Consider the following 26903-nt stretch of genomic DNA (forward strand, 5'->3'; position numbering starts at 1 on the left):
CCGCCAGCCGCCAGCCCGTGGGGCGCGCATGCCGGGCCGCGACTGGGGCAAGCGCGCGGCCGGGCGGCGTAGGCGGCCCGGCGGCATGAGCGGGCGAGCGACGGCTGAGGTGGCGAGCGACGCGCAGGCGGCGCTGGCGCATGGGCTGGCGGGTGCGCCCGAGATGGCCGGTTGGCATCAGTGGTGCGAGCGATGTCGCTGGCGGAGCTGGGACGAGTTCAGGCTCAAGTTGGGGCGGCGGTGGGTGCTGGAACCTTGCCGAGGCCGGGGCCGAGAGTGGGACGGGAGCGGGAGCGGGGCTGGGTTGCAGGCGGGGAGGGTGGCTGGTGCTCTCGATTCGTTTCGGGGGACGGGTCGCTGCGTGCTGCTGAGTCTGGCCCGTCCTGGCGGCCCGGGTTGGCTCGTGCTGGGAGCGTGGCCGTTGGCTGTGGGCCGTGGCTTCGGGTCGGGGTGGCGCTTGTCCGGGCCGCTGTTTCCCCGCCGCGCCTCCGCTTCCTCTGCGGAACGCTTTTCGGGGCGAAAAGGTTGCTTTCCGTCTTGATCTTGCGACTGGTGGCGGGGGTTGGTGGGGGCGTTGGGGTGGAGTTGGGGGTTGGGGTGGGCGGGGGTTCGTGGGGTGGGGCGGGGTTCGTGGTCTCATTGGGAGTCGTGTGGGCGGTGGTCGTTTCACGTGAAACGGCGACGGATGGGACGGGGTGTGGGTGTGGTTTCACGTGAAACGGTGGCGGTGCCGGAGGTGGCGGCGCGTGTCTTCGGGGACCAGCTTGGGGTGGCGGTGCGGTTCGCCGAGATGATCATCGAGCAGGGTGAGACTCGTGGACTGATCGGGCCCCGCGAGGTGGAGCGGGTGTGGGATCGGCACATGCTGAACTCGGCGGTGGTCTCCGAGCTGCTGGCCCCGAACGCCTCCGTGGTTGACGTGGGTTCCGGGGCCGGTCTTCCTGGGTTGCCGATGGCGATTGCTCGGCCCGATGTGTCCATCACGTTGCTGGAGCCGATGGCTCGGCGGGTGGCCTGGCTGACGGAGGTCGTTGAGGAGCTGGATCTTGATGTGACCGTTGTTCGGGGTCGTGCCGAAGAGAAAGCCGTTCGGGAACAGCTTGCTGGTGCCGATGTAGTGACTGCGCGGGCAGTCGCTCCATTGGCCAAGTTGGCCGGGTGGTGTCTTCCGTTGGCCCGGCCCGAAGGGCAACTGCTGGCGTTGAAGGGGTCCAGTGCGGCTGAGGAGTTGGCGCGGGATGAGCAAGCCGTGGCGGCGGTGGGGGGCGTGAACGGTCGGATTGTGGTGTGCGGGGAAGGGGTTCTTGAGGTGCCGACGACGGTAGTTGTGGTCGATCGTGCTCCAGGGCGTGACGGGAAGCGCCGGAGAAGGAAGGATCGGGGATGAGGCCGGAGTCGCCCCTGTTTTCGCATCCGGAGCGCGAAACGGCCGCTGTTCCACGTGAAACACTCGCACCGGATTCGGTGACACCCCACGCGCCCGAGGAGAGCACCGTGTGGACCCCCATTGCCGAGGAAGCCGAGCGCGCCACCCGCGTTCTTCACCCCGACGCCCTGCAGCTGCCGCGCCCAGCCCGGCGCCGCGTCCTCACCGTGGCCAACCAGAAGGGCGGCGTCGGTAAGACCACCAGCACGGTCAACTTGGCCGCCGCGCTCGCCCTGCACCACCTCAAGGTGCTGGTGATCGATCTTGACCCGCAGGGCAACGCGAGCACCGCCCTTGGTGTTGAGCACCGCTCTGGCACCCCCTCCATCTACGAGGTGCTGATCGGGGAGATCTCGCTCGCCGACGCCGCCGCGCCCAGCAACCAGACCGACAACCTGGTGTGCGTGCCTGCCACCATCGACCTGGCCGGTGCCGAGATCGAGCTCGTCTCGATGGCCTCCCGGGAGTCCCGGCTCAAGGAAGCCCTCTCCCCCGAGGCGCTCGACTCGCTCCAGCCCGACTACGTCTTCATCGACTGCCCGCCCTCGCTCGGCCTGCTCACGTTGAACGCGATGGTCGCCGCGCAGGAAGTCCTCATCCCGATCCAGTGCGAGTACTACGCACTGGAGGGACTGAGCCAGCTGCTGGGCAACATCGAGCTCGTGCAGCAGCACCTGAACCCGGACCTGGACGTGTCCACCATCCTGCTCACCATGTACGACGGCCGGACCAAGCTGGCCGACCAGGTGACCACCGAGGTGCGCAACCACTTCCAGGAACGTGTCCTCAAGACCGTGATCCCCCGCAGCGTGAAGGTCTCCGAGGCGCCTGGCTTCGGGCAGACGATCATCACCTACGACCCGGGTTCGCGGGGCGCGATGAGCTACCTCGACGCAGCCAAGGAACTCGCCGTACGCGGCGCCGAGATGGGAACTACATGACAGAACGAAAGGGCGGGCTCGGCCGAGGTCTCGCCGCACTGATCCCCAGCGGCCCGCCGCCCGGTGCGGCGGGCGCCTCCTCCCCCGCCGCCACCGCGGTGGCCTCCCGGCCCAAGGGTGAGGCGGCGGAGCCGGAGACCTCGGTGGCCGGTGCGGTCTACCGCGAGGTGCCGACCGCGGCGATCAAGCCGAACCCGAAGCAGCCCCGGCACGTCTTCGACGAGGACGCGCTGTCCGAGCTGGAGCACTCGATTCGCGAGTTCGGGCTCATGCAGCCCGTCGTGGTCCGGGAGCTCGGCAAGGGGCAGTACGAGCTCGTCATGGGCGAGCGGCGGCTCCGGGCCTCGCAGCAGGCGGGCCTGGACCGGATCCCGGCCATCGTCCGGCAGACCGCCGACGAGGCGATGCTGCGGGACGCGCTGCTGGAGAACATCCACCGGGTGCAGCTGAACCCGCTCGAAGAGGCGGCGGCCTACCAGCAGCTGCTGGAGGAGTTCGAGGTCACCCACGAGGAGCTGGCCGGCCGGATCGGCCGCAGCCGCCCGGTGATCACCAACACCATCCGGCTGCTGAAGCTGCCCCTCCCCGTGCAGCGCCGGGTCGCCGCCGGGGTGCTCTCCGCCGGGCACGCCCGCGCCCTGCTCGGGCTGGACGACCCCGGCCGCCAGGAGGACCTGGCCGCCAAGATCGTTGCCGAGGGCCTGTCGGTGCGTGCCACCGAGGAGGCCGTGGTGCTCGCCAAGAGCGAGCAGCCACCCAAGGCCAAGCCGGCGGCGCGCAAGCCGATCCAGGCCCCCGGACTCCAGGACCTCGCGGAGAAGCTGTCGGACGCGTTCGACACCCGGGTCAAGGTCGAGCTCGGCCGGCGCAAGGGCCGGATCGTGCTCGAGTTCGGCTCCGTGGACGATCTTGAGCGCATCGTGGAGCTGATGGGACATAACGGGACAAAACGGGCACAGCAGGGCGGCTAGCCAGGGTATTGCCGACTTATGTCACGGTGACGTTTTCAGATGGGAACGTCTGTCAGCTGCGGGCAAGCGCTCGCTCGACCAGGGTGCCGAACACCTCACCGAGCGAGCGCCCGGCGGCCTCCACCGCCATCGGCACCAACGAGGTCTCGGTGAGTCCCGGCGAGACGTTCACTTCCAGGAAGTGCACCGTGCCGTCCGGCGCCACGATCGCGTCCGTGCGGGAGATGTCGCGGAGGCCGAGCAACTGGTGTGCGGCCACCGCCAGCTCCCCCACCGCCCGCTGCGTCTCCGGCGCGAGCCGGGCCGGCGCGTGGAACGTGGTGAGTCCAGCGGTGTACCGGGCCGAGTAGTCGTACACGCCGTTCTCCGGCAGGATCTCCACCGCCGGCAGGGCCTGGGGCCCCTCTGGGGTGTCCAGCACGCCCACGGCCACCTCAACGCCGGAAACGTAGGTCTCCGCGAGCACGGTGTCGCCGTAGGCCAGGCAGTCCACCATCGCGGCAGGCAGGTCCGCCGCGTCTCGCACCACGGTCGCGCCCAGCGCCGAGCCGCCCTGGTCCGGCTTGAGCATCAGCGGCAGGCCGAGCCGGTCGACCAGCGCGTCCAGCACCGCCTGGGCGCCGAGCACCCGGAACGTGCTGTGCGGCAGCACCACCCAGTCCGGCGTGCTCAGCCCGGCGCGAGCCAGCTCGCCCTTGGCGGTCGGCTTGTCCCAGGCCCGGCGGCAGGCCCTCGGGTCGGTGCCCACGTACGGCACGCCGAGCATCTCCAGCACCGACTGCACCGCGCCGTTCTCACCCTCGCCACCGTGCAGCGCGATCACCGCGGCATCCGGCCGGTGCTGCCGCAGCCGCTCCAGCAGCGCGCCGTCGGCGTCCCACTCCTCCACCGTCAGCCCGGTCTCGCGCAGCGCGGCGGAGAGCCTGCGGCCCGACCGCAGCGAGACCTCCCGCTCGTGGGACAGCCCACCGGCCAGCACCGCGACCCAACGATCAGACACTGCACAGCTCCTTGCGTGAATGGCGACGGTCCACTGTGATCGTCCACAGTGGACCGTCGGGAAAAGCGTTGCGGGAAAAGGTCAGGCGGTGTCCGGGGACGGCGACTGCGGGCCGGTGGACTGGCGGCGGTGCACCTGGCCGAAGGTGCTGATCAGCTCCAGCTCACCCTCCAGCACGGTGGCCAGCCTGCGCACGCCCTCGCGGATCCGCTCCGGCGTCGGGTAGCAGAAGGACAACCGCATCTGCCCGTTGCCGGAGCCGTCGCCGAAGAACGCGGTGCCGGGCACGAAGGCCACCCGCTGGGTGACCGCGCGCGGCAGCATCGCCTTGGTGTCAATGCCTTCCGGCACGCTCACCCACACGTAGAAGCCGCCGTCCGGTTTGGTCCACCGGCAGCCGGCCGGCAGGTGCGCCTCCAGTGCGGTGAGCATGGCGTCCCTGCGCTCGCGGTAGACCTCGCGGTAGGTCTTGATCTGGCCCATCCAGTCGTGCTGGGCCAGGTACCGGGAGACCACCGCCTGGGTGAAGGTGGGCGGGCAGAGCGTGGCCGACTCCGAGGCCAGCACCAGCTTCTCCCGCACCGCGTGCGGGGCCAGCGTCCAGCCGACCCGCAGCCCCGGCGCGAAGGTCTTGGAGAACGAGCCGAGGTAGACCACGTTCTCCGGCTCCATCGAGCGCAGCGCCGGATAGGTCTGGCCGTCGAAGCCGAGCATCCCGTACGGGTTGTCCTCGACCACCAGCACGCCGTGCCGGGCGCAGATCTCCAGCACCTCGGCCCGCCGGTGCACCGCCAGGGTCACGCCTGCCGGGTTGTGGAAGTTCGGGATCGTGTAGAGGAACTTGACCCGGCGCCCGGCCGAGGCCAGCGCGGTCAGCGTGCGGTCCAGCTCGCCGGGGATGAGGCCCTCGTCGTCCAGCGGCACGTGCACGACCTCGGCCTGGTAGGCGGAGAAGGTGCCCAGCGCGCCGACGTAGGACGGCGCCTCCGCGACCACCACGTCACCGGGATCGCAGAAGATCCGGGTGACCATGTCCAGGCCGGACTGCGAGCCCACGGTGACCGTGACGTCGTCGGGGTGGGCCGAGATGCCCTCCAGCGCCATGATCTGGCAGATCTGCTCGCGCAGCGCCGGGATGCCCTGCGCGGAGGCGTACTGCAGCGCGGTCTGGCCCTCCGCCGCCATCAGCTGGGCCACGTCGGCCGAGAGCGTCTCCAGCGGCAGCGCGGCCAGGTACGGCATGCCACCGGCCAGCGAGACCACCTCGGGGCGGCTGGCCACCGAGAACAGCGCCCTGATCTCCGAGGCCGTCATCCCCGCGGTGCGCGCCGCGTAGCGCCTCAGGTGGGGGTCCAGGCTGCGCCCTGCTGCCGCCGCGGCCGGGACAGCGGACGGATTTTGCTGTTCGGGCGTTGAGGCAGGTAGGTTCATGCGGCGCTCCGGTATCGGCGATCGTCCGAGCCAGTCTAGGCCGCCGATGGCACCGATGGCGCCGAGTGTGATCCGGCCTCCCTGTCGAAGCCGGTGCGCTGCGCCTATGCTGGTTCTCGGTGCCCGTGGTGCGCGGGCATGCCGTTCTTGCTGGGAGGTCAGGTGTCGCGACGCGTAGTCGGCGTCACGCTGGACAACCTCGACCACCTGTCCCGGCACTCCCGGGGCTGTGTGTTCTGGGAGCTCGCTCCACACATGAAGGAGCAGTCCGAGGAGTTCGGCCAGACCGAGTTCGACAAGGAAGCCTGGATCTCCGCGGTGTTGCTGGAGTGGGGTTCCTGCGGCCGGATTATCTACGCCGACGGGGTGCCCGCCGGTCATGTGCTCTACGCCCCACCGGGTGTGGTGCCGAGGGCGTCCACCTTCCCCACCTCCCCGGTCAGCGCGGACGCGGTGCTGATCACCGCGCTGCAGGTGCTGCCGGAGTTCACCGGTGGCGGCCTCGGCCGGGTGCTGGTGCAGGCGGTGGCCAAGGACCTCACCAGGCGCGGGGTGAAGGCGATCGAGGCCTTCGGCGACGCGACGCCTGACCAGCCCAACTGCGTGCTGCCCGCGGACTTCCTGCTCAGCGTCGGGTTCAAGACCGTGCGCCCGCACCCGAAGTGGCCGCGGATGCGCCTGGAGCTGCGGACCGCGCTGACCTGGAAGGAAGACGTGGAGGCCGCGCTGGAGCGACTGCTGGGCACGGTGTCCATCAGCGCCACCGCCGGGAGCAAGGAACCGAGCTTCCGTCCCGTCTGAGACCAACGAGAAAGGCCCCGCCAGGGAAACTTGGCGGGGCCTTTCTCGTTGGCTGGGTCAGGCCGTCTCGGCCTTGGACAGCTCGTATTTGAGCAGGTCGTCGAAGGTGAACGTGCCGGTGGGCTGGTCGTTCTTGCCCAGCAGGTACAGCCGCTTCACCGCGACCAGGATGCCCTCGGCCACCACGTCCCGGAAGGCCGGGTCGAGCAGCCGGCGGCGGTCCTCGGGGTTGGTCAGGTAACCGGTCTCCACCCGGACCGCGGTGCAGCGGGTCAGCCGCAGCGAGTCCCAGGTCTTGGGGTGGGTGCCGCAGTCCAGCATGCCGGTGCGGGCGGTCAGCTCGCGCTGGATGAACCCGGCGAGGGCCTCACCCACGGTGGAGCTGGTGCCGTGGCCGCCGCTGCCGAAGTGGAAGGTGGCCACGCCGCGGGCGTGCGGGGAGGAGTTCGCGTCCGAGTGCAAGGACAGGAACAGGTCCGCGTTGGCGCTGTTGGCGAACTGGGCGCGGTCGGACTCCGGCGGGCACACCTGCGGGCCCCTGGAGAGCAGGGCCTCCATGCCGGTGGCCACCATGCGGCCCTCCAGCCGCCTGGCCAGGTCCCACATCAGGTCGGCCTCGGACACGCCGTCGACCACGATGCCCCGGTCGCCACCACCGTGACCGGGGTCGATCACGATCCGCTTGCCGGACAGGCGCGGGCCGGACCGGCGCAGGTGCTCCTGCTCGCGCAGGAACACCGGGCGGCCGCCGCGGACCTTGGGCGCCAGCTGGCGCAGCGCGCGCAGCGTGCCAGGGCCGCACATGCCGTCGACGGAAAGGCCGTAGTCACGCTGGAAGTTGCGCAGCGCGTGCTCGGTCTGGTGACCGAAGACGCCGTCCGCGCGACCGGCGTTGAAGCCCAGTTCGAGCAGTCGCTGCTGCAGGGTGAGCACGTCGTCGCCGCTCATCGGCTGGGAGATCAGGTAGGCGAGGTTGCGGTCGCCGAGCTGCCAGCGCGCGTCGGTCAGCGCCCGGTAGGTGTTCGGACCGACGATGCCGTCGGTGATCAGCCCTCGTTGCTGCTGGAACGAGCGCACTGCGTGCTCGACCTGGCCATCGAAGTCGGTAGGCCTGATCTGGCCGTTGGTGGCCGGTAGCAGCCCCAGCTTCACGAGAGTCGCCCGGATCTCGGCGACGGCTGGACCGTCATCACCCCGGCGGAGCAGCAGCATGCACCCCTCGCATGACTCGGGCGCCGGAAATTAGTTCGGCGCGCAGTTGAAGACGTCCTATTGTGCCTTGCGGTTTGAGTAGCCACGTGCGGGGCTACTCCCAGCAGTCGTTCCAGCACGAAAACGGCAACCCCGGCCTGCGGTTCACCATCCCGAGCGGCAGAACCACTCATCAGGATGACGAAGAACCGCGAACCGGGGTTGCACGATCCAGCTGGGGACTTTACGCCAGGTTCACCTGAACTAACTCATCGCACAGGTCAGCGCAGCGGGCGGGCCCTGGGGTAGGACTCAGATCACGTCGCTCAGGTCGTTGAGGATCGCGGCCTTCGGCTTGGCGCCCACGATCGTCTTCACCGGCTTGCCGCCCTGGAACAGCATCATGGTCGGCACCGACATGATCTGGTAGTCCCGCGCGGTGGACGGGTTGGCGTCGATGTCCAGCTTGGCGATGGTGATCTTGTCCGCGTGCTCGCCTGCGATCTCCTCGAGGACCGGGGCGACCATCTTGCACGGTCCACACCAGGTCGCCCAGAAGTCCACCAGCACCGGCTTGTCGCTCTGCAGCACGTCCTCGACGAAGCTCGCGTCGGACACGACCTTGGTGTTGTTGCCCATCGTCGTCACTCCTTGGTTGGGGGCAGGTGAATCGGGTCTGTGGGGCTCAGCTGACCGCGGCCACGGTCTCCGGCTCGGCGGCTTCCCGCTCGGCCAGCCAGCGCTCGGCGTCCATGGCGGCCGCGCAGCCGGAACCGGCCGCGGTGATCGCCTGCCGGTAGGTGTGGTCGACCAGGTCGCCGGCGGCGAACACGCCGTCCAGGTTGGTGGCGGTGCCGGGCGAGGCGACCTTGACGTAGCCCTCCTCGTCGGTGTCCACCTGGCCCTTGACCAGCGCGGAGCGCGGGTCGTGGCCGACCGCGACGAAGAACCCGGTCACCGGCAGGATGGACTCCTCGCCGGTCACGGTGCTCGCCACCCGGACGCCGGTGACGGAGGTCTCGCCGAGCACCTCAAGCACCTTGGTGTCCAGCTGCCAGCGGATCTTCTCGTTGGCGCGGGCGCGCTCCAGCATGATCTTGGAGGCGCGGAACTCCTGGCGCCGGTGGATGATCGTCACCGAGCGGGCGAAGCGGGTGAGGAAGGTGGCCTCCTCCATCGCCGAGTCGCCGCCGCCGACCACCGCGATGTCCTGGTCGCGGAAGAAGAACCCGTCGCAGGTGGCGCAGGCGGACACACCGCGGCCGAGCAGCTTCTGCTCACCGGGCACGTCCAGGTAGCGGGCGGCCGCGCCCATGGCTAGCACCACGGCCTTGGCCTGGTAGGTGACCCCGTTCGCGGTGACCGTCTTCACCGGGCCGGACAGCTCGACGGACTCGACGTCCTCGGCCCGCAGCTCGGCGCCGAAGCGCTCGCCCTGGGCGCGCATCTGCTCCATCAGGTCGGGACCCATGATCCCGTCCTTGAACCCCGGGTAGTTCTCCACCTCGGTGGTGGTCATCAGCGCGCCGCCGAACTGGGTGCCCTCGAAGACCAAGGGGTCCAGCTGCGCCCGAGCGGCGTAGGTGGCCGCGGTGTACCCGGCTGGACCGGAGCCCACCACGATCAGGTTTCGTACCTGCGATGACACCTGGGGACCTCCGTGCCCGTGAGTCGACGTATGCCGGCTTCGTACCGGCACAACGCGATCCTAGGTGCGGCTGTTCCCAGGTGACTTCGACGTCACACCGCAACGGCTAGCCGACGGTGCTGTCCTTGATCAGCGACGGCTTCCCGGCGGCGCAGTCCGCGCCCACGACCAGCAGCCGGGTGCGGCCGGGCGTGGTGGTGAGCAGGACCAGCGCCACCCCTGGCTTGCCGTCCACGGTGACCTGGCGGCCGGCGGCTGGGGTGAGCAGGTGGCCGGGCTGGTTGTTGGCCACCAGGCACGCCTTGAGCTTGGCCTGGTCGCTGAACGGGCCGTAGTCCTTGTTGCCGGAGATCCCCGGTGGGATCTTGCCGTCCAGGTCCGCGGACTTGAGCGCGAGCACGCCGTCCCCCGGCGTGGTGGCCACGCTGGTGGGCTGGGCGGTGCCGGTGACCGGCTGCTGTCCCGGCAGCACGGCGAAGATCAGGCCGGTGGCCGCGGCCAGGCCGGCCAGCGCGCCGATGCCCCAGCCGATGGCCTTGGTGCGCCTGCGGCGGGCGGAGGCGAGGTCGACCACCTGGGCCAGCTGCGGCGGCTGCTGGTGGAACTGCGGCGGCGCTGGCGGTGCCAGCGGTGCCGCGCCGGGGCGGGCGGCCATGGCCAGCCGCACCTCGTTCTCGATCGCCGCCTCGATCCGGCTGGCCACGTGCTCCGGCATGCGCAGCGGGGGCAGTGCGGCGAGCTCGGCCTGCGTCTCATCAAGCGCGGCCAGCACGGCCCGCGCCTCCGGGTCGGCCTCGATCCTGGGCCGCAGCTGGGCGGCCAAAGCGGGGTCAAGGACCCCGGCGTGCAGATCGGCGATGAGATCAACAGACCACGGCGGGCCATCCGGCACACCGGGCCGGCGCTCGTTGGTGGTCATCGTCCCTCCCGTGGACGCCGCGGTGCCATTGCTCCAGCGTCAGGTGAGACGTTCGCACTTGCATCGGGGTTCCGTAGGTGCCCGAGAAGTTTCGCCAGCTTCGCCCTTCCGCGAGCACATCTGCTCTTCACGGTACCTTCGGCGATGCCCAAGATCCGCGCGGACTCGGCCACCGAGTAGCCCTCCACGTCCACCAGGATGATCGGCGCGCGCTGCTCTTCCGGCAGCTCGGCCAGGGCGTCCTGGACGGCCAGCGAGGTGACCCGCTCGTCCATGTGGTCCCTGGGCGCCATCGGTTCGCGGTGCGGCTCCTCGGGCATGGGCACGGTCGGGCGGGCCTGACGGCGCCTCACCCGGTCGAGGCATGCGTTGACCACGATCCGGTGCAACCAGGTGGTCACCTGTGACTCGGCGCGGAAGGAGGCCGCGGCGCGGAAGGCGGAGATGAACGCCTCCTGCAGCGCGTCGGCCGCTTCCTCCGGGTCACGCAAAGTCCGCAGGGCGACGGCCCACATGCGATCCCGATGGCGACGCACGAGTTCGGTGAACGCATGGGGGTCGCCGGCAGCATGGGCCGCTATGAGGTCCCCGTCCGAGCTAGCCGCGGCTGTCACGCGGCTGAGAATAGCGTCAGCTCATCCTTGTGGATGACGGGCGTTCACCCGGCACGGACGAAGGTCAGCTCGGACAGCTCGGAGACGTTGCGATCCCCGCTGCCACCCAGCCCGGTGATCCACAGCAGCACGAACTTGGTCGCGTCACCGGGGTTCAGGGCGATCTCGGTGTCGCCCTTCTGCAAGGTGCCGCTGCCCAGCACCGTGGTCTCGTCCAGGTCGGCGTTGCCGGAGGGCGCGCTGCGCACCTCCACCTTGGTGCCCGCGCTCGGCGAGTCGATGACCACCTTGGCCAGCTTGGCCGCGTCGGACAGGGTGATCATGACGCCGACGCCGGGCTTGCCGCGCGGGAACTGCTGCCGGTAGGTCATGGTCTTCCAGGTCGAGCGCGGGTCGCCGTCGACCACCCGCTTGATCCGGTGCGGGTTGTCCGGCTCGCCCTGCACGTTGTAGACGTTGACGCTGGCCACGTCCACGGTGCCGCCTGCCTGCACCGGCTCGCTGCTGGGCGGTGTGCTCGGCTGCACTGGGTTGCTGGTCTCGGCTGGCGGTGCGGTCGTGGTGGGGGTGAGCGCCACGGTCGGGCCGGAGCGGGTCTCCGGGGTGGCGAACATGCCGATCACGGACAGGCCGATCCAGGCCAGGATGCCGACGGTGGCCACGGTCAGCAGGGTCATGCCGACCGCGAGCTTGCGCCGCCTGCTCTTCTCGTCCCGCTTGTCGTCCTCGTCGACACCGACCGCCGAGTACTCCTCGGTCAGCGCGGCCTCCTGGGCGCGCAGCGCGGCGGCCTCGGCCTCGGCGGCCGCGGTGTGCTCCAGCACCCGCAGGATCGCCGCGCCGGTGCGCAGGCCGCCGATGCTGGTGTCCACCAGGCTGCGCACCGCGACCGTGGACAGCTCGTGCGGCACGGTCGGGTGCAGCGTCTGCGGGGAGACCACGGTGCCGTCCGGGCCGGTGGGGGCCGACGGCAGGGTGTTCGGGCCGCCGTCGAGGGCCCAGCGGCAGGTCAGCATCAGGTACAGCACGGCGCCCAGGCCGCGCACGTCCTCGCGGGCGGTCACCTCGGCCCTGGGGCCGGGGAAGGCCAGCCGGAGCTTGCCGTCCGGGGTGACCCGCAGCCGCTGCGGGTGGTCCACGCCCAGCACCAGTCCGGCGTGGTGCGCGGTCTCGACCGCGGCGGCCAGCGCCTCCAGCAGCCGGGACGCGGTACCGGAGGGCAGCGGGCCCTCGGTGATCAGGTCCAGCAGGTCGGTGCCCTGGGTCCACTCGGCGACGATGATGCCGAGCACGCCGTCGCGCGGGTTGACCCCGTGGCCGGGCCAGAGCACATCGAGCGTCCGGGAGACGCCGGGGTGGGTGAAGCCGGCGCCGTGCGTCGAGCGTTCCAGGGTGCGGCGGGCGCGGGCGGCGGTGTGCTCGTCGGAGGCGTCACCGATCAGCACGGTGAGAGCAACATCACGTCCCAGCGCGTTGTCCCTCGCCCGCCAGAACTGGGCCGGAGCCCGGACGTCCTGGCCGGCCAGTGACAACAGGCGGTAGCGGCCGTCACCGAGAGTCGCACCCGGAACGAAGGCGGCAGCTCCTACCGCGCCGCCGGCTGGATTCCCGTGCGGCGCCGTGTAATCCGGCGTCCCACTCACCGAGCTTTCTCCCGTTCCGCACGTCGTCTGCGGTCGTAACCCCCGACCGCGTGCTGGTGCTCCCGGTCGAGGGTACGGGACGCCGGGCGTCAGCGGCGGCGCAAAAGTCGGGTGATCCGTGACATTGCCGGATTCAGTTCCGTCACCTTGAGTAGCATCATCGACCCGAATGCCACGGCGAGTCCGAGCAGGCCGCCGACCACCACGACGATCCAGGCGACCACCCGCGGCGAGGTGCCGAGCGGGGCGAACTCCAGGGTCGCGGTGTGCACCAGCACCACGCTCAGCGCGCCGAGCAGCGAGCCGATGAGGGTCAGGCCGAAGGTGCGGCCCAGCCGCCCGGTCTCCAGCCTGCCGAGCCGGACCCGCAGCCAGATGTTCCCGGCCACCGCGCCGACCAGGAAGGACATCGAGTTCACGAAGGCAAGGCCCAGCACCATGGTGTGCTCGTCCAGCACCTGCACGCACAGCACGGACAGGCCGATCTTCACCGCCACCGTGAGCAACTGGAGCATGGCCGGGGTGCGGGCGTCCTTCATCGCGTAGAAGACCCGCAGCTGCATCATGGTGATCGCGTACGGCACGAGTCCGAAAGCGGACACCGCGAGCGTGGTGCCGATCTGCTGGGCCTTGTCCAGTGTGTTCGCGCCGTAGAAGAACAGCGCCACGCCGAGCTGGCTGCCGAGCACGGTCATGCCGGCGCTCAGCGGCAGCAGCATGGTGGTCAGCAGCCTGCTGCCCAGGGACAGGTCGGCGACCACCCCGCGCACGTCGCTGTCCGCGGCCGCCTTGCTCATCCGCGGCATGATCGCGGTGAGCAGCGAGAAGCCGAGGATGCCGTAGGGCAGCTGGAAGAGCTGCCAGGCGAAGTTGTAGGCGGTCATGCTGCCGGGCACCGCGGCGGTGGCGATCCGGGTGACCACGATCACCCCGGCCAGGCCGAGCACCACGTAGAACACCATCCACAGCGCCAGGCCGCCGAACTCGGTGAGCCTGCTGTCCCAGCCCCAGCGCCACTTGAACCGGATGCCGGCCCGGCGCATCGCGGGCAGCACCACCAGCGCCTGCACCACGATGCCCAGCGTGGTGCCGATGCCCAGCACCAGCAGCTTCGGGTCGCTCATGGCCAGCGGGTTGATGGTCGGGTCGCCCGGCACCAGCAGGTAGACGCCGAGGGTGACCAGCACGACCAGGTTGTTGAACACCGGCGCCCAGGCGGGCAGGCCGAACACGCCGCGGGAGTTGAGGATCGCGGTGAACAACGCGCCGAGGCCGAAGAAGACGATCTCCGGCAGCAGCAGGTAGGCGAAGGCGGTGGCCAGCTCCGGGTGCGCCTTGCCGCTGCTGCCGTCCACGTAGACGGTGGTGAGCAGCGGGGCGGCCAGCATCATGACCACGGTGGCGGCCAGCAGGATCACCGGCGCCATGGTCAGCAGGCGCTGGATGTAGGCCTCGCCGCCGTCGGCGTCCTCCTTCTCCGCGCGCACCAGCAGCGGGACGATGATGCTGGTCAGCACCCCGCCCAGGAGCAGCTCGTACACCTGCAGCGGGATGGTCATGCCGACCTGGTACGAGTCGGTGATCACGCCGGAGCCGACCACCACGACGAGCACGATCCGGGACAGGAAGCCGGTGATCCGGCTGGCCAGGGTGGCGATCGCCATCGACCCGCTGGCCTTGGCCAGTGAGGGTTGGGCCTTGGCCGGGACCGGCTTGTCCATCTGCCTCGTCTCGCTCACGCGGCGCCGTCCTGTTTGCCGGAGCGCAGGCGGCGGATCAGCCTGCGGGCCACCAGCAGCACCAGGGCCGCGCCCGCGGTGACCGTGATGCCCAGGGTGATGGTGCCGTACGCGGTGGAGATCAGGGTGATCCGGTTGGCCTCGCCGCCGCGGCCCAGCGGGGTGCCGTTGATGGTCTGCAGCAGCGCGTCCACCGAGAACTGGCCACCTCGGGTGATCTCGGTGGGCACCCGGATCGGCAGGTTGCTGTTCGCGCCGATGGTCAGGTCGTTGACATCGCTGGTGCGCAGGCCCTGGGTGCTGCTGAAGGTCACCCGCACCTTGATCACCACCGGCAGCTTGTTGCTGATGGTCAGCGGCAGCGGGCTGTCCGAGGAGGCCAGGTAGTACGGGCCGGGCGGCTGCACGATGCGCACCTGGGAGACCAGGTACTCCAGCTGGTCGCCGACCAGCGAGGCGGCCGCGCCGCCCGCGGAGTTGTTGCCGCGCCAGGCGCCGGAGGCGGCCCGGACCATGCCCAGGTCCAGCGGTTCGACCAGCGAGGCGGGCGAGGTGCCCTTGACGCCGTCGCTGCTCATCGCCGACAGCAGGTCCCTGGACCGGTCGCGCATGGCGCGCAGGTCGCCGGTGATGCTGGGCGAGATCTCGGCGCCGGTGGCGTCCACCGGATAGGTCAGGCCGACGGTGCGGCCGCCGTTGGCGACCTGCTCGTTCAGCCCGCGCGGGGTGACCAGCCTGCCGCCGAGCAGGTGCTGCATGGACTGCAGGAACGCGGTCAGCTCGCCGACCGGGGCCTTCCACCGGCGCGGCGGGGCCACCACCAGCGAGCCGCCGGTCTTGCCCAGCGCGGTGGCCCGGTAGAGCAGCGCGCCCATGCCGTTCTGCAGGTCCAGCGGGCCGTAGCTGGCCGCGCCGGACAGTGGCGCGGTGCCGCCGATGGCGTTGCGCACCACCGGGTCGATCGGCACCACGGAGGAGCCGGCGGCCGAGGAGTCGGCCGCGGCGGCCAGCTTGACCGGCGAGGTCACCGTGCGGCCGTCCTGCACCCCGCGTGGCTCCAGCAGCAGGGTGCGGCGGCCGAGGTCGGCCAGGGTGCGCTCGTCGATCACGCCGCCCAGCGGCCACACCATGTCGCCGACGGTCTGGATCTGCAGCAGCTCGGCGACCGCCTTGCTCCGGTCCACCGCCAGCTTCTCCAGGTCGGTGAGCCCGGCCTTGGACAGCGCGACCAGGTCGGCGTCGGCGAAGGGCAGCGCGAGCACGCAGCGGCCCCTGGCGATGCCCTTGAGCCGCTCCAGCCACTTCTGCGCCGCGGTCGAGCCGGAGCCCTCCACGGTGCTGTTGCCGCTGCGGATGCGGTAGACGCCGTTGCTCGTGTCGGCCATCGCGGTGACCGTCTGCACCAGGTCCGGGTCGATCACCAGGCACAGCGAGCCGGCCAGCGCCGAGCCCGAAGGCGCGGTCTGCTCCACCGCGGAGACCAGCTCGGAGAGCCGGCCGCCGGTGGTCAGCGAGCGGGCCAGGTCGTCGTTGGTCAGCACGGTGCCGCCGCTGCTGGGCACCCGCACCGGCTGGTCGACGATCGGCCACAGCACGGTGGTGGCGGCCGCGTTCGGCGGGCTGGGCAGCACCGCGCCGCCGGGCACGCCGGTGACTGGCAGCAGGAAGCCGCGGGAGGCGATCCTGGCCTGCTTGCCGAAGTCCGGGGTGCCGTTGACGTTGAACAGCACCGGGTACACCCCGGGGCCGGTGATCTGCAGGACGTTCAGCGGCACCTCGACCCGCACCTGGGCGCTCTGCCCCGGTTCCAGGTCGGTGCCGATCCTGGTGAACTTGGAGTCCGCCCGGTCGGTCGCCGCCTCCCCCGCGACTGCTTCGTTGACCTTGTCCTCGCTGGTCAGCGGGCTGCCGGCCTGTAGCCGGACCATGACGTCGCTGAGCTTGCGGTCGCCGGTGTTGGTCAGCTTGCCCGCGGCCACCAGCTTGTTGTCACCGTCGCCGGTGACCACTCTCGGTTGCAGGGTGTCCAGCTCCAGCGTCGCGGGCTGGGCCGTCGCCGGGCCGCTGGTGACGGGCTGGGCCCGCACGTCGTAGGTCTCCGCGCGCACCGGGACGGGCACGGTCAGCACGGTGCACGCGGCCACAGCCGCGACCGTGAACAGCCTTTTCACGCCGGCTCCGAAGTCTCACTGGGCGCGCGCACGTGGTCGACCGCCTTGCGCACCAGGCGGCGCTCGTCCACGTAGGCCAGCAGCCCATCCAGTTCACCCAGCGGCACCCACGCCACCTCGGTGACCTCCACGTCCTCGTCGGAAAGCTCTCCGCCCACCGCCTCCAGCAGGAAGTGGTGCACGGTCTTGTGTACTCGCCGGTCCTCGGCGACGAACCAGTAGTCGATCGCCCCGAGCAGGCCCAGCACCCGGCCACGGATGCCGGTCTCCTCGGCGACCTCGCGGACGGCCGCCTCTTCGGCGGTCTCACCCTGCTCGATGTGGCCCTTGGGCAGCGACCACAGCAGCCGTCCTTTTCGATCAAGTCTGCCAATGAGCGCAGCGTGTTCGCGCGCGGCATCCACAACCAGCCCACCGGCAGACACCTCGTCCACCGTACGCAGCCGTTTTCCCCGCTGGCGCCTGGTCCGTCTACCCGGTTTGGCGCCACCGGCGCTGCCGGAGGACGACGGGGGCATGGCGCCGATGGTAGTGCGACGTAGGCTGGCTCCTCGTGTCCAGCACCTCTGTACCGGCCCAGCCGAACCAGGTCGACCCCGCCCGCGGCGCGCAGCAGAATGCGGTCGTGGAGTTGCTGCGGATCGCACCGGTCGCCGACGAGCTCGCCCAGCGGTTCGCCACGGCGGGTCACCGGTTGTACCTGGTCGGCGGCAGCGTCCGGGACGCGCTGCTGGGACGGCCGCTGACCGACCTCGACTTCACCACCGACGCGCGGCCGGAACAGGTGCGCGCGCTGCTGACCGGCTGGGCCGACGCGATCTGGGACACCGGCATCGCCTTCGGCACCCTCGGCGCGGTCAAGCGTGGGGCCACCGTGGAGATCACCACCTTCCGCGCGGACAGCTACGACCGGGTCGGGCGCAACCCCGAGGTGGTCTTCGGCGAGTCCATCGAGGCCGACCTGGTGCGCAGGGACTTCACCGTGAACGCGATGGCGGTGCGGCTGCCGGAGAAGGTCTTCGTGGACCCGCACGACGGCTCGGCCGCGCTGCTCGCGCGGGTGCTGGACACCCCGGCCACGCCGGAGGAGTCCTTCGCCGACGATCCGCTGCGGATGCTGCGGGCCTGCCGGTTCGTCGCCCAGCTGGGCTTCGACGTGGCGCCGAGGGTGCTGACCGCGATGACCGAGATGGCCGGGCAGATCCAGCGGATCACCGCCGAGCGGGTGCAGGCCGAGCTGTCCAAGCTGCTCTGCGGCGCGCAGCCGAGGCGGGGGCTGGAGCTGCTGGTGAACACCGGGCTGGCCGAGCACGTGCTGCCGGAGGTGCCCGCCATGCGGCTGGCCATCGACGAGCACCACCAGCACAAGGACGTCTACCAGCACTCGCTGGTGGTGCTGGACCAGGCGATCGCACTGGAGGAGCCGGGCAGCGAGCCAGACCTGGTGCTGCGGCTGGCCGCGCTGCTGCACGACATCGGCAAGCCGGACACCCGGCGGTTCGAGCCCGGCGGCGGGGTGAGCTTCCACCACCACGAGGTGGTCGGCGCGAAGATGGCCCGCAAGCGGCTGCGCGCGCTGAAATATGCCAAGGACATCACCGAGGACGTGGCCACGCTGGTCTACCTGCACCTGCGCTTCCACGGCTACGGCAAGGGCGAGTGGACCGACTCCGCGGTGCGCCGCTACGTCACCGACGCGGGCCCGCTGCTGTCCCGGCTGCACAAGCTGGTGCGCGCGGACTGCACCACCCGCAACAAGCGCAAGGCGGCCGCGCTGCAGCGCACCTACGACGACCTGGAAACGCGGATCGAGCGGATCGCGGCCGAGGAGGACCTGCGCCGGGTGCGGCCGGACCTGGACGGCAACGCGATCATGCAGCTGCTCGGCCTGCCGCCGGGCCCGCTGGTGGGCAAGGCGTGGACGTTCCTGAAGGAGCTGCGGCTGGACCGGGGTCCGCTCGCGCCCGAAGAGGCAGAGGCGGAGCTGCTCGCTTGGGCAAGGGAGCAGGGCATCCAGCCACCTGATCGGGGCTAGTTTCTGCCGGTTCGGTTGCCTTTTCGCTACGTTCGGTAGCGAAAGGGGGCACGATGAACATCCTCGGCAGAACGCTGTTCGGGCTGGTCACGGTGGGTCTGGTGGGGTCGGCGTGCAGTGCGCCGCCGCCTCGGGAGACGGTCACGGTGACCCAGACCCAGCCATCGGCAAATCCGTCGCCAACCTCGGAGACCCGGGGTAAGACGGTGAAGGTGCCGAACGTGGTCGGCATGGTGCACCAGCAGGCGCAGGACACCATGCAGGCCGCCGGCCTGCGGAATCTCGCGGAAGAAGACGCCACGGGCAAGGGGCGGCTGCTGCTCAACGACCGGAACTGGAAGGTCGTGAGTCAGGAACCTGCCGCGGGCGCCGTGGTCGAGCTGGACCGGAGGATCCTGTTGAAGTCCAAGAAGGACGGCGACAGATAACGCGATCAGCGGTTAGCGGGACGACAGCGGGATCGGTCACCATGTGTGGTGGAGGGAACTCGTTACTCAGGGGCATGGGGGTGCACCGTGTACAGGGTGTTGGTGAGTGCGGACGACCTGATAGTGGGGTTCGGGTTGCGGAGCATGGTGTCCGCGGGGGCGGACCTGGCTCTGGTCGATGAGGGGGATCGGGCCGACGTGGTGCTGGCCGACCTGCCGGACCTGTCCGAGTGGCGGCTGACCAAACTGGCCAGGCTGACCACCAGGACGCCGGTGGTGGCGCTGCTCGGGGTGGACCGGGCGCACCAGGCGATCGGCCTGCTGCGCCAGGGCTTCCAGGGCGTGCTCTTCCACGAGACCTACACCCCGGAGAGCCTGGCCTCGGCAGCCCGTGCCGCGGCCGAGGGCAACCGGGTGCTCGACCCGCTGCTGGCCGTGCCGTCGGTGCCCGGCCCGCGTCAGGCCGAGCCGGTGCGACCGCTGCGGCTGGCCTGCGCCTGACCTCGGCGCTCGACCAGCAGGTAGCAGACCGTGCCGATCAGGTAGACCAGGACGACGCCGAGCATCACGCCGGTGGAGTGGCCGTCGGCGGGCACCAGCAAGGCCACGGTGCCCGCCGAGACCACCATGCTGACGTTGAACAACGTGTCGTAGAGGGCGAAGACCCGGCCCCGGGTCTCATCGCCGACATCGCGCTGCGCGGCCGCGTCCACGCACAGCTTCACCACCTGGCCGGCGCCGATGATCATGAACGAGGACAGCAGCAGCGCGGGCAGCGACAGGGTCAGGGTGAGCACCAGCTGGGTCAGCGCGGCCAGCGCCAGCGAGCCGGTGATGGTGGCCCTGCGGCCGATCTTGGCCACCAGCGGCGGGGTGATGAAGGCCGCGGCCAGGATGCTCGCGCCGCCTGCCACCGCGACCACGCCGACCCCGCCCATGCCGGAGGGCAGCCAGCCCACGTCGTGGAAGGAGTTGCGCAGCAGCAGCACGCCGAGCAGCACCAGCGCGCCGTAGGCCAGCCGGTGCGTGACCAGCGCGACGAACCCGGCGGCCACGCTGGGCGTGCCCGCCGCCGACCTGGCGCCGTCCATCAGCCCGTGCGCCACCGCGACCAGCGCCTTGGCCGGTTCGTTGACCTCGTCCGGGCCGAGCTGGCCGCGCCGGAAGCCGAGCATGGCCAGCGCCGCCGCGATCGAGCCGGCCACCGCGATCGCGGTGACCGTGCCGGAACCGGCGTCGCCCGCGCCGAGCAGGGCGCGCAGGCCGATCGCGCAGCCCGCGCCGACCACCGCCATGCCCGCGCCGAGGGTGGCGGCCACCGCGTTCGCCTCGACCAGGTCCTCCCTGGGCACCAGGTGTGGCAGCGAGGCGGACAGCCCGGCCAGCACGAACCGGCTCACGCCGAGGGTGAGCAGCGCGGCCACGTACAGCGCCGGCCCGGTCAGCCCGCCGAAGACGGCCAGCGCGGTGGTCAGCACCAGCACCCCGCGGATCACGTTGGACAGCACCAGCACCTGCCTGCGGTCCCAGCGGTCCAGCAGCGCGCCGGCGAACGGGCCGACCACCGAGTACGGCAGGAAGATCACCGCGAACCCGGCGGCCGCGGCCAGCGGGTCGGCCGCGCGCTCGGGGTTGAACAGCACCGCGCTGCCCAGTCCGGCCTGGAAGACGCCATCGCCCCACTGGGCGGTCGCCTTGACCGCGAGCAGCCGGAAGAACCCGGGATTGGTCAGGAGATGGCGGAGTCCGACCCGAGCTTTGTGCGGGGTCTGGCCACGACCGGCCAGGCTGTCTTCGGCCGTCTGCACACACCCAGCGTACGGGTCCGGGTGCGCACGGCAGCACCCCGGACTACCTGGTCTTGACGGCGCGCGGTGCGGTGCGGCGAACGGCGCGGCGACGAGTGGGATCATGTGCACCGTGTCTTCCGACGCCGAAGTCGAGCCGGGGTCCCTGCTGGTGGCCACGCCAGGGCTGCTCGACCCCAACTTCCGTCGCACAGTGGTCTACATCATCGACCACCGCGACGAGGGCACGCTCGGCGTTGTGCTGAACCGGCCGAGCGAGGTCGCCGTGCACGACGTGTTACCTGGCTGGGCCCCGCACGCCAGCCGCCCGCCCGCGGTGTTCGTGGGCGGTCCGGTGGAGCAGAAGACCGCGTTGTGCCTGGCCAACCTCAAGGTGGGCGAGGACATCGAGACCATGGACGGCGTGATCGGCGTGCGCGGCCCGGTGGCTCTGGTCGACCTGGACTCCGACCCGGACGAGCTGGCGCCGCGGATGCGCGGGCTGCGGGTCTTCGCCGGGTACTCCGGCTGGAGCGAGGGGCAGCTCGACGACGAGATCGAGCGCGGCGACTGGCTGGTGGTGCCCGCGCTGCCGGATGACGTGCTCACCCCGCCGAGGGTGGACCTGTGGGGCCGGGTGCTGCGCCGTCAGGGCATGCCGCTGTCGCTGCTGGCCACGCACCCGGTGGACATCAAGCGGAACTAGCGCCCAGCTTCGCGCAGATCCCGCCGCAGCAGCCGCCGCAGCCCTTGGCGGCCGGCTCGGGGTCGGGCAGGGCGTCGGCCGCGCGGTGCCCCAGCATGCCGCCGGCCGCGGTGATCAGCACCGCGCCCAGGCCGCCGAGGATCAACAGGGTCAGGTAGAGCCCGGTCTCGGTCAGCGGCGCGGTGACCACGCCGGTCAGCACGAGCAGCAGCCCCGAGACCAGGACCGGCAGCCCGGCCACCTTGTTGGCCAGCGCGAAGGCCTCGTCGCTGCGCATCGCGCGGGCGGTGCGCACGCCTGCGTAGGCGTTGCGGGGCAGGGTGCCACGCAGGCCGCGCAGCCCGACCACGGCCAGCGCCACCCCGGCGATGACGAGCAGGAAGGTCACGCTGATCCGTGGCACGATGGCGATGACTGCGAGCTGCTGCACCCCTTGAGGGTAAGCGCCGTGATTCCGCGACTCGCCCGCTACCTTCTCGTCACCGTTGTGAGGTGTGCTGCACCCATGTCTGTACGTCTCCGCGCCGCAGGTGCGCTCACCGGAGTCCTGGTGCTCGCCCTCGCCGCGCCCGCCACGGCCGAACCCGCAGGTCAGCGCGTTCGCCTGGTCTCAGAGCAGATCATCGGGAAGATCACCTTCCAGGGTACGACGGTGGGCGGCCTCTCCGGCCTCGACTACGACCGGCGCACCGGGGAGTGGGTGCTGATCTGCGACGACCGCTCCGACCGGCAGCCGGTCCGCTACTACACCGCGCGCAAGGGCGCGCAGGGCTTCGAGCTGACCGGCACCAAGCCGCTGCTGCGCCCGGACGGCTCGACCTACCCGAAGCTGTCCCTGGACACCCCCGACCCCGAGGAGATCCGGGTCGACCCGCTGACCGGGGACCTGTGGTGGACCAGCGAGGGCGACCGGCTGCCGCCGCTGGTGATCGACCCGGCCATCCGCCGGGCGCACCGGGACGGCTCCTTCGCCGGTGAGCTGCCGCTGCCGGCCAACCTGCGGATGTCCACCGATGAGCGCGGGCCGCGGCGCAACGAGGTGCTGGAGGGGCTGGCCTTCGCCGCGGGCGGCCACCTGGTGGTCTCCACCGTGGAGGGGCCGCTGATCCAGGACGGGCCCTCCCCCACCCCGGCCGCGGGCGCGCTGGGCCGGATCTCGGTGCAGACCAGGTCGGGGCGGCTGCTCGCGCAGTACGCCTACCCGATGGAGAAGGTCTTCGCCGAGCCGGTGCCGGCGGGGGCCTTCGCCAACAACGGCGTGGTGGCGATCCTGCCGGTCACCGAGCAGGACCCGCACCGGTTCCTGGTGATGGAGCGCTCCTTCGTCACCGGGGTGGGCAACAAGGTGCGCATCTACGAGATCAGCACCGCCAGGGCCTCGAACGTCAAGGACGTGGACTCGCTGGCCGGGGCGCAGATCCGCCCGGTGCGCAAGAAGCTGCTCGCCGATCTGGGCACGCTCGGACTGTCCACTGTGGACAACGTGGAGGGGATGACCTGGGGTCCTCGGCTGCCCTCGGGTGAGCGCAGCCTGGTGCTGGTCAGCGACGACAACTTCTCCGCGACGCAGGTCAGCCAGCTGATCACCCTTGCGGTGCGCTAACCTGGTAGGCGTGAGCACGGCCCACCTGCTTCTTAGCCAGCCGCGCTGACCGGTTCCCGGTTCGCGCGGCAACCCCTCATGCCCTCCACGGGCTGAGGGGTTTTTGGTTGTCAGGGGCAGGCAAACGCAGAGGACATGACATGAGCACGGACTCCGACGCCGTTCCGGCGCACCGCTACACCGCGGCCATGGCAGGCGAGATCGAGCGGCGCTGGCAGGACCGCTGGGAGAGCAGCGGCACCTTCCACGCCCCGAACCCGGCCGGATCGCTCGCGGGTGACGGCGAGGTGCCCGCGGACAAGCTGTTCGTGCAGGACATGTTCCCCTACCCGTCAGGGGCCGGGCTGCACGTCGGGCACCCGCTGGGCTTCATCGGCACCGACGTCTTCGCCAGGTACTACCGGATGACCGGGCGCAACGTGCTGCACACGATGGGCTTCGACGCCTTCGGCCTGCCCGCCGAGCAGTACGCGGTGCAGACCGGGCAGCACCCGCGCAAGACCACCGAGGAGAACATCAACACCTACCTGCGGCAGATCCGCAGGCTGGGGCTGGGCCACGACGAGCGGCGGCGGATCTCCACCATCGACCCCGGCTACTACCGGTGGACCCAGTGGATCTTCCTGAAGATCTACAACTCCTTCTACGACACCGCGCTGGGCAAGGCGCGGCCGATCGCCGAGCTGGAAGCCGAGTACGCCGAGGGCACCCGGCCCACCCCGGACGGGCGCGGCTGGGCCGAGCTGACCGTGGCCGAGCGGGCGAAGGTCATCGACTCGCAGCGGCTGGCCTACCTGTCCGAGGCTCCGGTGAACTGGTGTCCCGGCCTGGGCACGGTGCTGGCCAACGAGGAGGTCACCGCGGACGGCCGCAGCGAGCGCGGCAACTTCCCGGTGTTCCGCCGCAGCCTGCGCCAGTGGATGATGCGGATCACCGCCTACGCCGACCGCCTGGTCGACGACCTGGACCGGCTGGACTGGCCGGAGAAGATCAAGTCGATGCAGCGCAACTGGATCGGGCGCTCGCACGGCGCCAGGGTCCGCTTCGCCGTCGGCGAGCAGCAGATCGAGGTCTTCACCACCCGCCCGGACACCCTGTTCGGCGCCACCTACATGGTGCTGGCCCCGGAACACCCGCTGGTGGACGAAATTTCGGCCGCCGCCTGGCCCGCCGACGTGGACCAGCGCTGGACCGCGGGCGCGGCCACCCCCGGCGAGGCGATCGAGGCCTACCGGGTGGCCGCCTCCCGCAAGTCCGAGCTGGACCGGCAGGAGAACAAGGACAAGACCGGCGTGTTCACCGGCGCGTACGCGGTGAACCCGGTCAACGGCAAGCAGATCCCGGTGTTCATCGCCGACTACGTGCTGATGGGTTACGGCACCGGCGCGATCATGGCGGTGCCCGGCCAGGACAGCCGCGACTGGGACTTCGCCACCGCCTTCGGCCTGCCGATCATCCGCACCGTGCAGCCGGGCGAGGGCCACCAGGACGGTCCGTTCCTGGGCGACGGACCGGCGATCAACTCCGAGTTCCTGGACGGCATGGCCGTCGACGAGGCGAAGAAGACGATCATCGAGTGGCTGCAGGAGCGCGGCGCCGGTGAGGGCACCGTGCAGTACAAGCTGCGCGACTGGCTGTTCTCCCGGCAGCGCTACTGGGGCGAGCCGTTCCCGGTGGTCTACGACGAGGACGGCCGGGTGCACGCGCTGCCGGAGTCGATGCTGCCGGTGGAGCTGCCCGAGGTCGATGACTACTCGCCGCGGACCTTCGATCCCAACGACGCCAACACCGAGCCCTCCCCGCCGCTGTCCCGCGCCACCGAGTGGACCACGGTCGAGCTGGACCTGGGCGACGGGCCGAAGAAGTACCGCAGGGACACCAACACCATGCCCAACTGGGCGGGTTCCTGCTGGTACCAGCTGCGGTACGTGGACCCGGACAACAGCGAGCGGTTCGTCGACCCGGCCAACGAGCGCTACTGGCTGGGCCCGCGCACCGAGCAGCACGGCGCCACCGACCCCGGCGGCGTCGACCTGTACATCGGCGGTGTGGAGCACGCGGTGCTGCACCTGCTGTACTCCCGGTTCTGGCAGAAGGTGCTCTTCGACCTGGGCGAGGTCAGCTCGGACGAGCCGTACCGCAAGCTGTTCAACCAGGGCTACATCCAGGCCTACGCCTTCACCGACGCCCGCGGCGCGTACGTGCCCGCGCACGAGGTGGAGGAGGTGGACGGCAAGTTCTTCTGGCAGGGCCAAGAGGTCAGCCGCGAGTACGGCAAGATGGGCAAGAGCCTGAAGAACGTGGTCACCCCGGACGAGATGTGCGACAACTACGGGGCGGACACCTTCCGGCTGTACGAGATGTCCATGGGCCCGCTGGAGGTCTCCCGCCCCTGGGCGACCAAGGACGTGGTCGGCGCGCAGCGCTTCCTGCAGCGCCTGTGGCGCAACCTGGTCGACGAGGTCACCGGCGAGCTGCGGGTCACCGCGGACACCCCGGACGAGACCACGCTGCGGCTGCTGCACAAGACCATCGCCGGCGTCCGCGAGGACTACGCGGCCATGCGCTACAACACCGCCGCGGCCAAGCTGATCGAGCTGAACAACCACCTGACCAAGGAGTTCAGCTCGGCGGCCGGCACCCCGCGCGCGGTGGCCGAACCGCTGGTCCTGATGCTGGCCCCGCTGTGCCCGCACCTGGCCGAGGAACTGTGGTCCCGCCTGGGCCAGGACACCTCCCTGGCACACGGCCCGTTCCCGGTCGCCGAGGAGCGCTACCTGGTCGAGGACAGCATCGAGTACCCGGTGCAGGTCAACGGCAAGCTGCGGTCCAAGGTCGTGGTGCCCGCCTCGGCCGGTCAGGACGAGATCAAGGCCGTGGTGCTGGCCGATGAGAAGGTGGTCGCGCTGCTGGACGGCGGCTCCCCGCGCAAGGTGATCGTGGTGCCGGGCCGTCTGGTCAACCTGGTCGTGTGATCCGCGCTGGTCAGGGAGGCGGCTCCGGCAGGCCGACCTCCCTGGCCAGTTCGGCGATCATCGACTCGAACAGCGTCTCGGCGTTGTTCAGCGCGAACGGGAAGCGGCCGAAGACCTCCAGTGCGACGTGGCCGTAGAGCCGGACCCAGCACTGGAGCATCAGGTAGACCGTGGACAGGCCGAGGCGGTCGGCGGTGAGCTGGATGCCGGTGTCGGCCAAGGACTTCAGCAGGTCGTCGCGGTAGCCGCGGAGGTCTTCCTCCAGTGCGGCCGGGACCTCGCCGGTGCCCGCGGCGAGCTCCTGGTTCTCCGCGAGCAGTTTTCCGGCCACGCCGAGGAAGACCCGGCCGAACATGTCCTCGCCCAGGGTCTTGCGGCCGCCGCGGGAGCTGTTGTTGACCGCGACCTCTGGTGAGGCGAAGACCAGGGTGAACTCCTGCGGGTGATCCAGGGCCCAGCGGCGGAAAGAACGGAAGACGGTGAAGACCTGGCCGAGGAGGTCGCCGTCGCCGACCGCGGCCAGCTTGGGCTGGAGCTCCTCGGCCATGGACAGGCAGACGTCCTCGCAGAGCTGGCGGAGCAGGTCCTCGCGGGAGTCGTAGTAGCGGTAGAGCGCCGGTGCGGTGATGCCCAGGTCGCGGGCGATGGCGCGCAGGGTCACCGCGTCGCGGCCGCTCTCCACCAGTAGGCGACGGGCCGCCGCACGGATCTCACGCTCGGTGTGAGCGCGTAGCCGTTCTCGACGGGTGGCCTCCGTCATACTTCACCCCTTCGGGTTGTAAACACCGTTCACTCTCGCCTATGGTCACCGACGGTAGGTGAACACCGTTTACTGACCTCGCGTTCACCAGCACGGTAGCCGCTGGCTACGCCA

Annotated in this window: 24 protein-coding genes; 10 read left to right on the forward strand and 14 right to left on the reverse strand. The window is 70.7% G+C overall.

The features are described from left to right. Positions 1 to 685 precede the first annotated feature (685 nt). The 3 genes from rsmG (at position 686) to ACWDY5_RS09830 (ending at position 3338) form a co-directional block, all read left to right on the forward strand. Positions 686 to 1387 carry a 16S rRNA (guanine(527)-N(7))-methyltransferase RsmG gene (gene rsmG, locus ACWDY5_RS09820; RefSeq protein ID WP_449722072.1) on the forward strand — a complete coding sequence of 234 codons (702 nt, stop codon included), beginning with the start codon at positions 686 to 688 and terminating at the stop codon, positions 1385 to 1387. A 107-nt stretch (positions 1388 to 1494) separates the two neighbouring features. Beyond that, positions 1495 to 2367: a ParA family protein gene (locus ACWDY5_RS09825; RefSeq protein ID WP_374213161.1), complete on the forward strand. Its 873-nt coding sequence runs from the start codon at positions 1495 to 1497 to the stop codon at positions 2365 to 2367. After that, complete coding sequence (locus ACWDY5_RS09830) at positions 2364 to 3338, forward strand: ParB/RepB/Spo0J family partition protein (protein WP_449721873.1); 975 nt, start codon at positions 2364 to 2366, stop codon at positions 3336 to 3338. The genes ACWDY5_RS09825 and ACWDY5_RS09830 overlap by 4 nt, the downstream gene beginning before the upstream one ends. A gap of 52 nt (positions 3339 to 3390) precedes the next feature. Here ACWDY5_RS09830 and ACWDY5_RS09835 read toward each other — a convergent pair whose 3' ends face one another. Together ACWDY5_RS09835 and ACWDY5_RS09840 are read right to left on the reverse strand one after the other, a co-directional pair. Continuing rightward, positions 3391 to 4338 (reverse strand): D-alanine--D-alanine ligase family protein, encoded by a 948-nt coding sequence (locus ACWDY5_RS09835; protein ID WP_252483550.1) that lies wholly within the window; start codon positions 4336 to 4338, stop codon positions 3391 to 3393. Positions 4339 to 4419: 81 nt separating this feature from the next. Then, positions 4420 to 5769, reverse strand: coding sequence for an aminotransferase-like domain-containing protein (locus tag ACWDY5_RS09840; protein WP_449721874.1), 1350 nt, complete (start codon positions 5767 to 5769; stop codon positions 4420 to 4422). Positions 5770 to 5931: 162 nt separating this feature from the next. Here ACWDY5_RS09840 and ACWDY5_RS09845 point away from each other — a divergent pair, with 162 nt between their 5' ends. Beyond that, positions 5932 to 6570: a GNAT family N-acetyltransferase gene (locus ACWDY5_RS09845; RefSeq protein WP_252483551.1), complete on the forward strand. Its 639-nt coding sequence runs from the start codon at positions 5932 to 5934 to the stop codon at positions 6568 to 6570. A gap of 57 nt (positions 6571 to 6627) precedes the next feature. Here ACWDY5_RS09845 and ACWDY5_RS09850 read toward each other — a convergent pair whose 3' ends face one another. The 9 genes from ACWDY5_RS09850 to ACWDY5_RS09890 all read right to left on the reverse strand — a co-directional run bounded on the left by ACWDY5_RS09850 (position 6628) and on the right by ACWDY5_RS09890 (position 17013). After that, a complete protein-coding gene (locus ACWDY5_RS09850) occupies positions 6628 to 7782 on the reverse strand; it encodes an N-acetylmuramoyl-L-alanine amidase (RefSeq protein ID WP_449721875.1) in 1155 nt (384 codons plus the stop codon). Positions 7783 to 8073: 291 nt separating this feature from the next. Then, on the reverse strand, positions 8074 to 8400 hold the full coding sequence (gene trxA, locus ACWDY5_RS09855; protein ID WP_283662334.1) for a thioredoxin: 327 nt from the start codon (positions 8398 to 8400) through the stop codon (positions 8074 to 8076). Between the two features lie 46 nt (positions 8401 to 8446). Then, positions 8447 to 9409, reverse strand: a complete 963-nt coding sequence (trxB, locus tag ACWDY5_RS09860; protein ID WP_449721876.1) for a thioredoxin-disulfide reductase — start codon at positions 9407 to 9409, stop codon at positions 8447 to 8449. 106 nt (positions 9410 to 9515) lie between these two features. Beyond that, positions 9516 to 10328 (reverse strand): anti-sigma factor family protein, encoded by an 813-nt coding sequence (locus ACWDY5_RS09865; protein ID WP_449721877.1) that lies wholly within the window; start codon positions 10326 to 10328, stop codon positions 9516 to 9518. Next, the gene (gene sigM, locus ACWDY5_RS09870; protein ID WP_252483556.1) at positions 10325 to 10942 is read right to left on the reverse strand and encodes an RNA polymerase sigma factor SigM; all 618 of its coding nucleotides are present in this window, start codon (positions 10940 to 10942) and stop codon (positions 10325 to 10327) included. Before sigM ends, ACWDY5_RS09865 begins: the two co-directional genes overlap by 4 nt. A 44-nt stretch (positions 10943 to 10986) precedes the next feature. Next, positions 10987 to 12387, reverse strand: coding sequence for a protein kinase family protein (locus ACWDY5_RS09875; RefSeq protein ID WP_449721878.1), 1401 nt, complete (start codon positions 12385 to 12387; stop codon positions 10987 to 10989). A 287-nt stretch (positions 12388 to 12674) separates the two neighbouring features. Next, entirely contained in the window at positions 12675 to 14324 is a 1650-nt protein-coding gene (gene murJ, locus ACWDY5_RS09880; protein ID WP_449721879.1) for a murein biosynthesis integral membrane protein MurJ, read from the reverse strand. Beyond that, positions 14321 to 16495 (reverse strand): DUF6049 family protein, encoded by a 2175-nt coding sequence (locus ACWDY5_RS09885; RefSeq protein ID WP_449721880.1) that lies wholly within the window; start codon positions 16493 to 16495, stop codon positions 14321 to 14323. The genes murJ and ACWDY5_RS09885 overlap by 4 nt, the downstream gene beginning before the upstream one ends. Further along, positions 16492 to 17013 carry an NUDIX hydrolase gene (locus ACWDY5_RS09890; protein ID WP_252483560.1) on the reverse strand — a complete coding sequence of 174 codons (522 nt, stop codon included), beginning with the start codon at positions 17011 to 17013 and terminating at the stop codon, positions 16492 to 16494. The genes ACWDY5_RS09885 and ACWDY5_RS09890 overlap by 4 nt, the downstream gene beginning before the upstream one ends. Before the next feature lie 35 nt (positions 17014 to 17048). Between ACWDY5_RS09890 and ACWDY5_RS09895 the strand changes: the two genes are divergently transcribed. The 3 genes from ACWDY5_RS09895 (at position 17049) to ACWDY5_RS09905 (ending at position 19459) form a co-directional block, all read left to right on the forward strand. Further along, a complete protein-coding gene (locus tag ACWDY5_RS09895; protein ID WP_449721881.1) occupies positions 17049 to 18530 on the forward strand; it encodes a CCA tRNA nucleotidyltransferase in 1482 nt (493 codons plus the stop codon). Positions 18531 to 18583: 53 nt separating this feature from the next. Next, entirely contained in the window at positions 18584 to 18958 is a 375-nt protein-coding gene (locus ACWDY5_RS09900; protein WP_449721882.1) for a PASTA domain-containing protein, read from the forward strand. A gap of 96 nt (positions 18959 to 19054) precedes the next feature. Further along, a complete protein-coding gene (locus ACWDY5_RS09905) occupies positions 19055 to 19459 on the forward strand; it encodes a hypothetical protein (RefSeq protein WP_449721883.1) in 405 nt (134 codons plus the stop codon). On the opposite strand, the gene ACWDY5_RS09910 is transcribed toward ACWDY5_RS09905, so the two are convergent. Then, the gene (locus ACWDY5_RS09910) at positions 19417 to 20766 is read right to left on the reverse strand and encodes an MFS transporter (RefSeq protein ID WP_449721884.1); all 1350 of its coding nucleotides are present in this window, start codon (positions 20764 to 20766) and stop codon (positions 19417 to 19419) included. The two genes, ACWDY5_RS09905 and ACWDY5_RS09910, sit on opposite strands and share 43 nt — an antisense overlap. Positions 20767 to 20869: 103 nt before the next feature. Here ACWDY5_RS09910 and ACWDY5_RS09915 point away from each other — a divergent pair, with 103 nt between their 5' ends. After that, positions 20870 to 21451: a YqgE/AlgH family protein gene (locus ACWDY5_RS09915; protein ID WP_449721885.1), complete on the forward strand. Its 582-nt coding sequence runs from the start codon at positions 20870 to 20872 to the stop codon at positions 21449 to 21451. Here the strand turns inward: ACWDY5_RS09915 and ACWDY5_RS09920 are convergent. After that, the gene (locus ACWDY5_RS09920) at positions 21438 to 21881 is read right to left on the reverse strand and encodes an SdpI family protein (protein WP_449721886.1); all 444 of its coding nucleotides are present in this window, start codon (positions 21879 to 21881) and stop codon (positions 21438 to 21440) included. The two genes, ACWDY5_RS09915 and ACWDY5_RS09920, sit on opposite strands and share 14 nt — an antisense overlap. A 75-nt stretch (positions 21882 to 21956) precedes the next feature. Here ACWDY5_RS09920 and ACWDY5_RS09925 point away from each other — a divergent pair, with 75 nt between their 5' ends. Both ACWDY5_RS09925 and leuS read left to right on the forward strand, forming a co-directional pair. Then, complete coding sequence (locus ACWDY5_RS09925) at positions 21957 to 23054, forward strand: esterase-like activity of phytase family protein (RefSeq protein ID WP_449721887.1); 1098 nt, start codon at positions 21957 to 21959, stop codon at positions 23052 to 23054. Positions 23055 to 23194: 140 nt separating this feature from the next. Next, positions 23195 to 26029, forward strand: coding sequence for a leucine--tRNA ligase (leuS, locus tag ACWDY5_RS09930; RefSeq protein ID WP_449721888.1), 2835 nt, complete (start codon positions 23195 to 23197; stop codon positions 26027 to 26029). Positions 26030 to 26039: 10 nt separating this feature from the next. Here the strand turns inward: leuS and ACWDY5_RS09935 are convergent, their stop codons facing one another. Further along, the gene (locus ACWDY5_RS09935; protein WP_449721889.1) at positions 26040 to 26789 is read right to left on the reverse strand and encodes a TetR/AcrR family transcriptional regulator; all 750 of its coding nucleotides are present in this window, start codon (positions 26787 to 26789) and stop codon (positions 26040 to 26042) included. Between the last annotated feature and the right edge of the window lie 114 nt (positions 26790 to 26903).

Source organism: Crossiella sp. NPDC003009 (genome assembly GCF_053591555.1).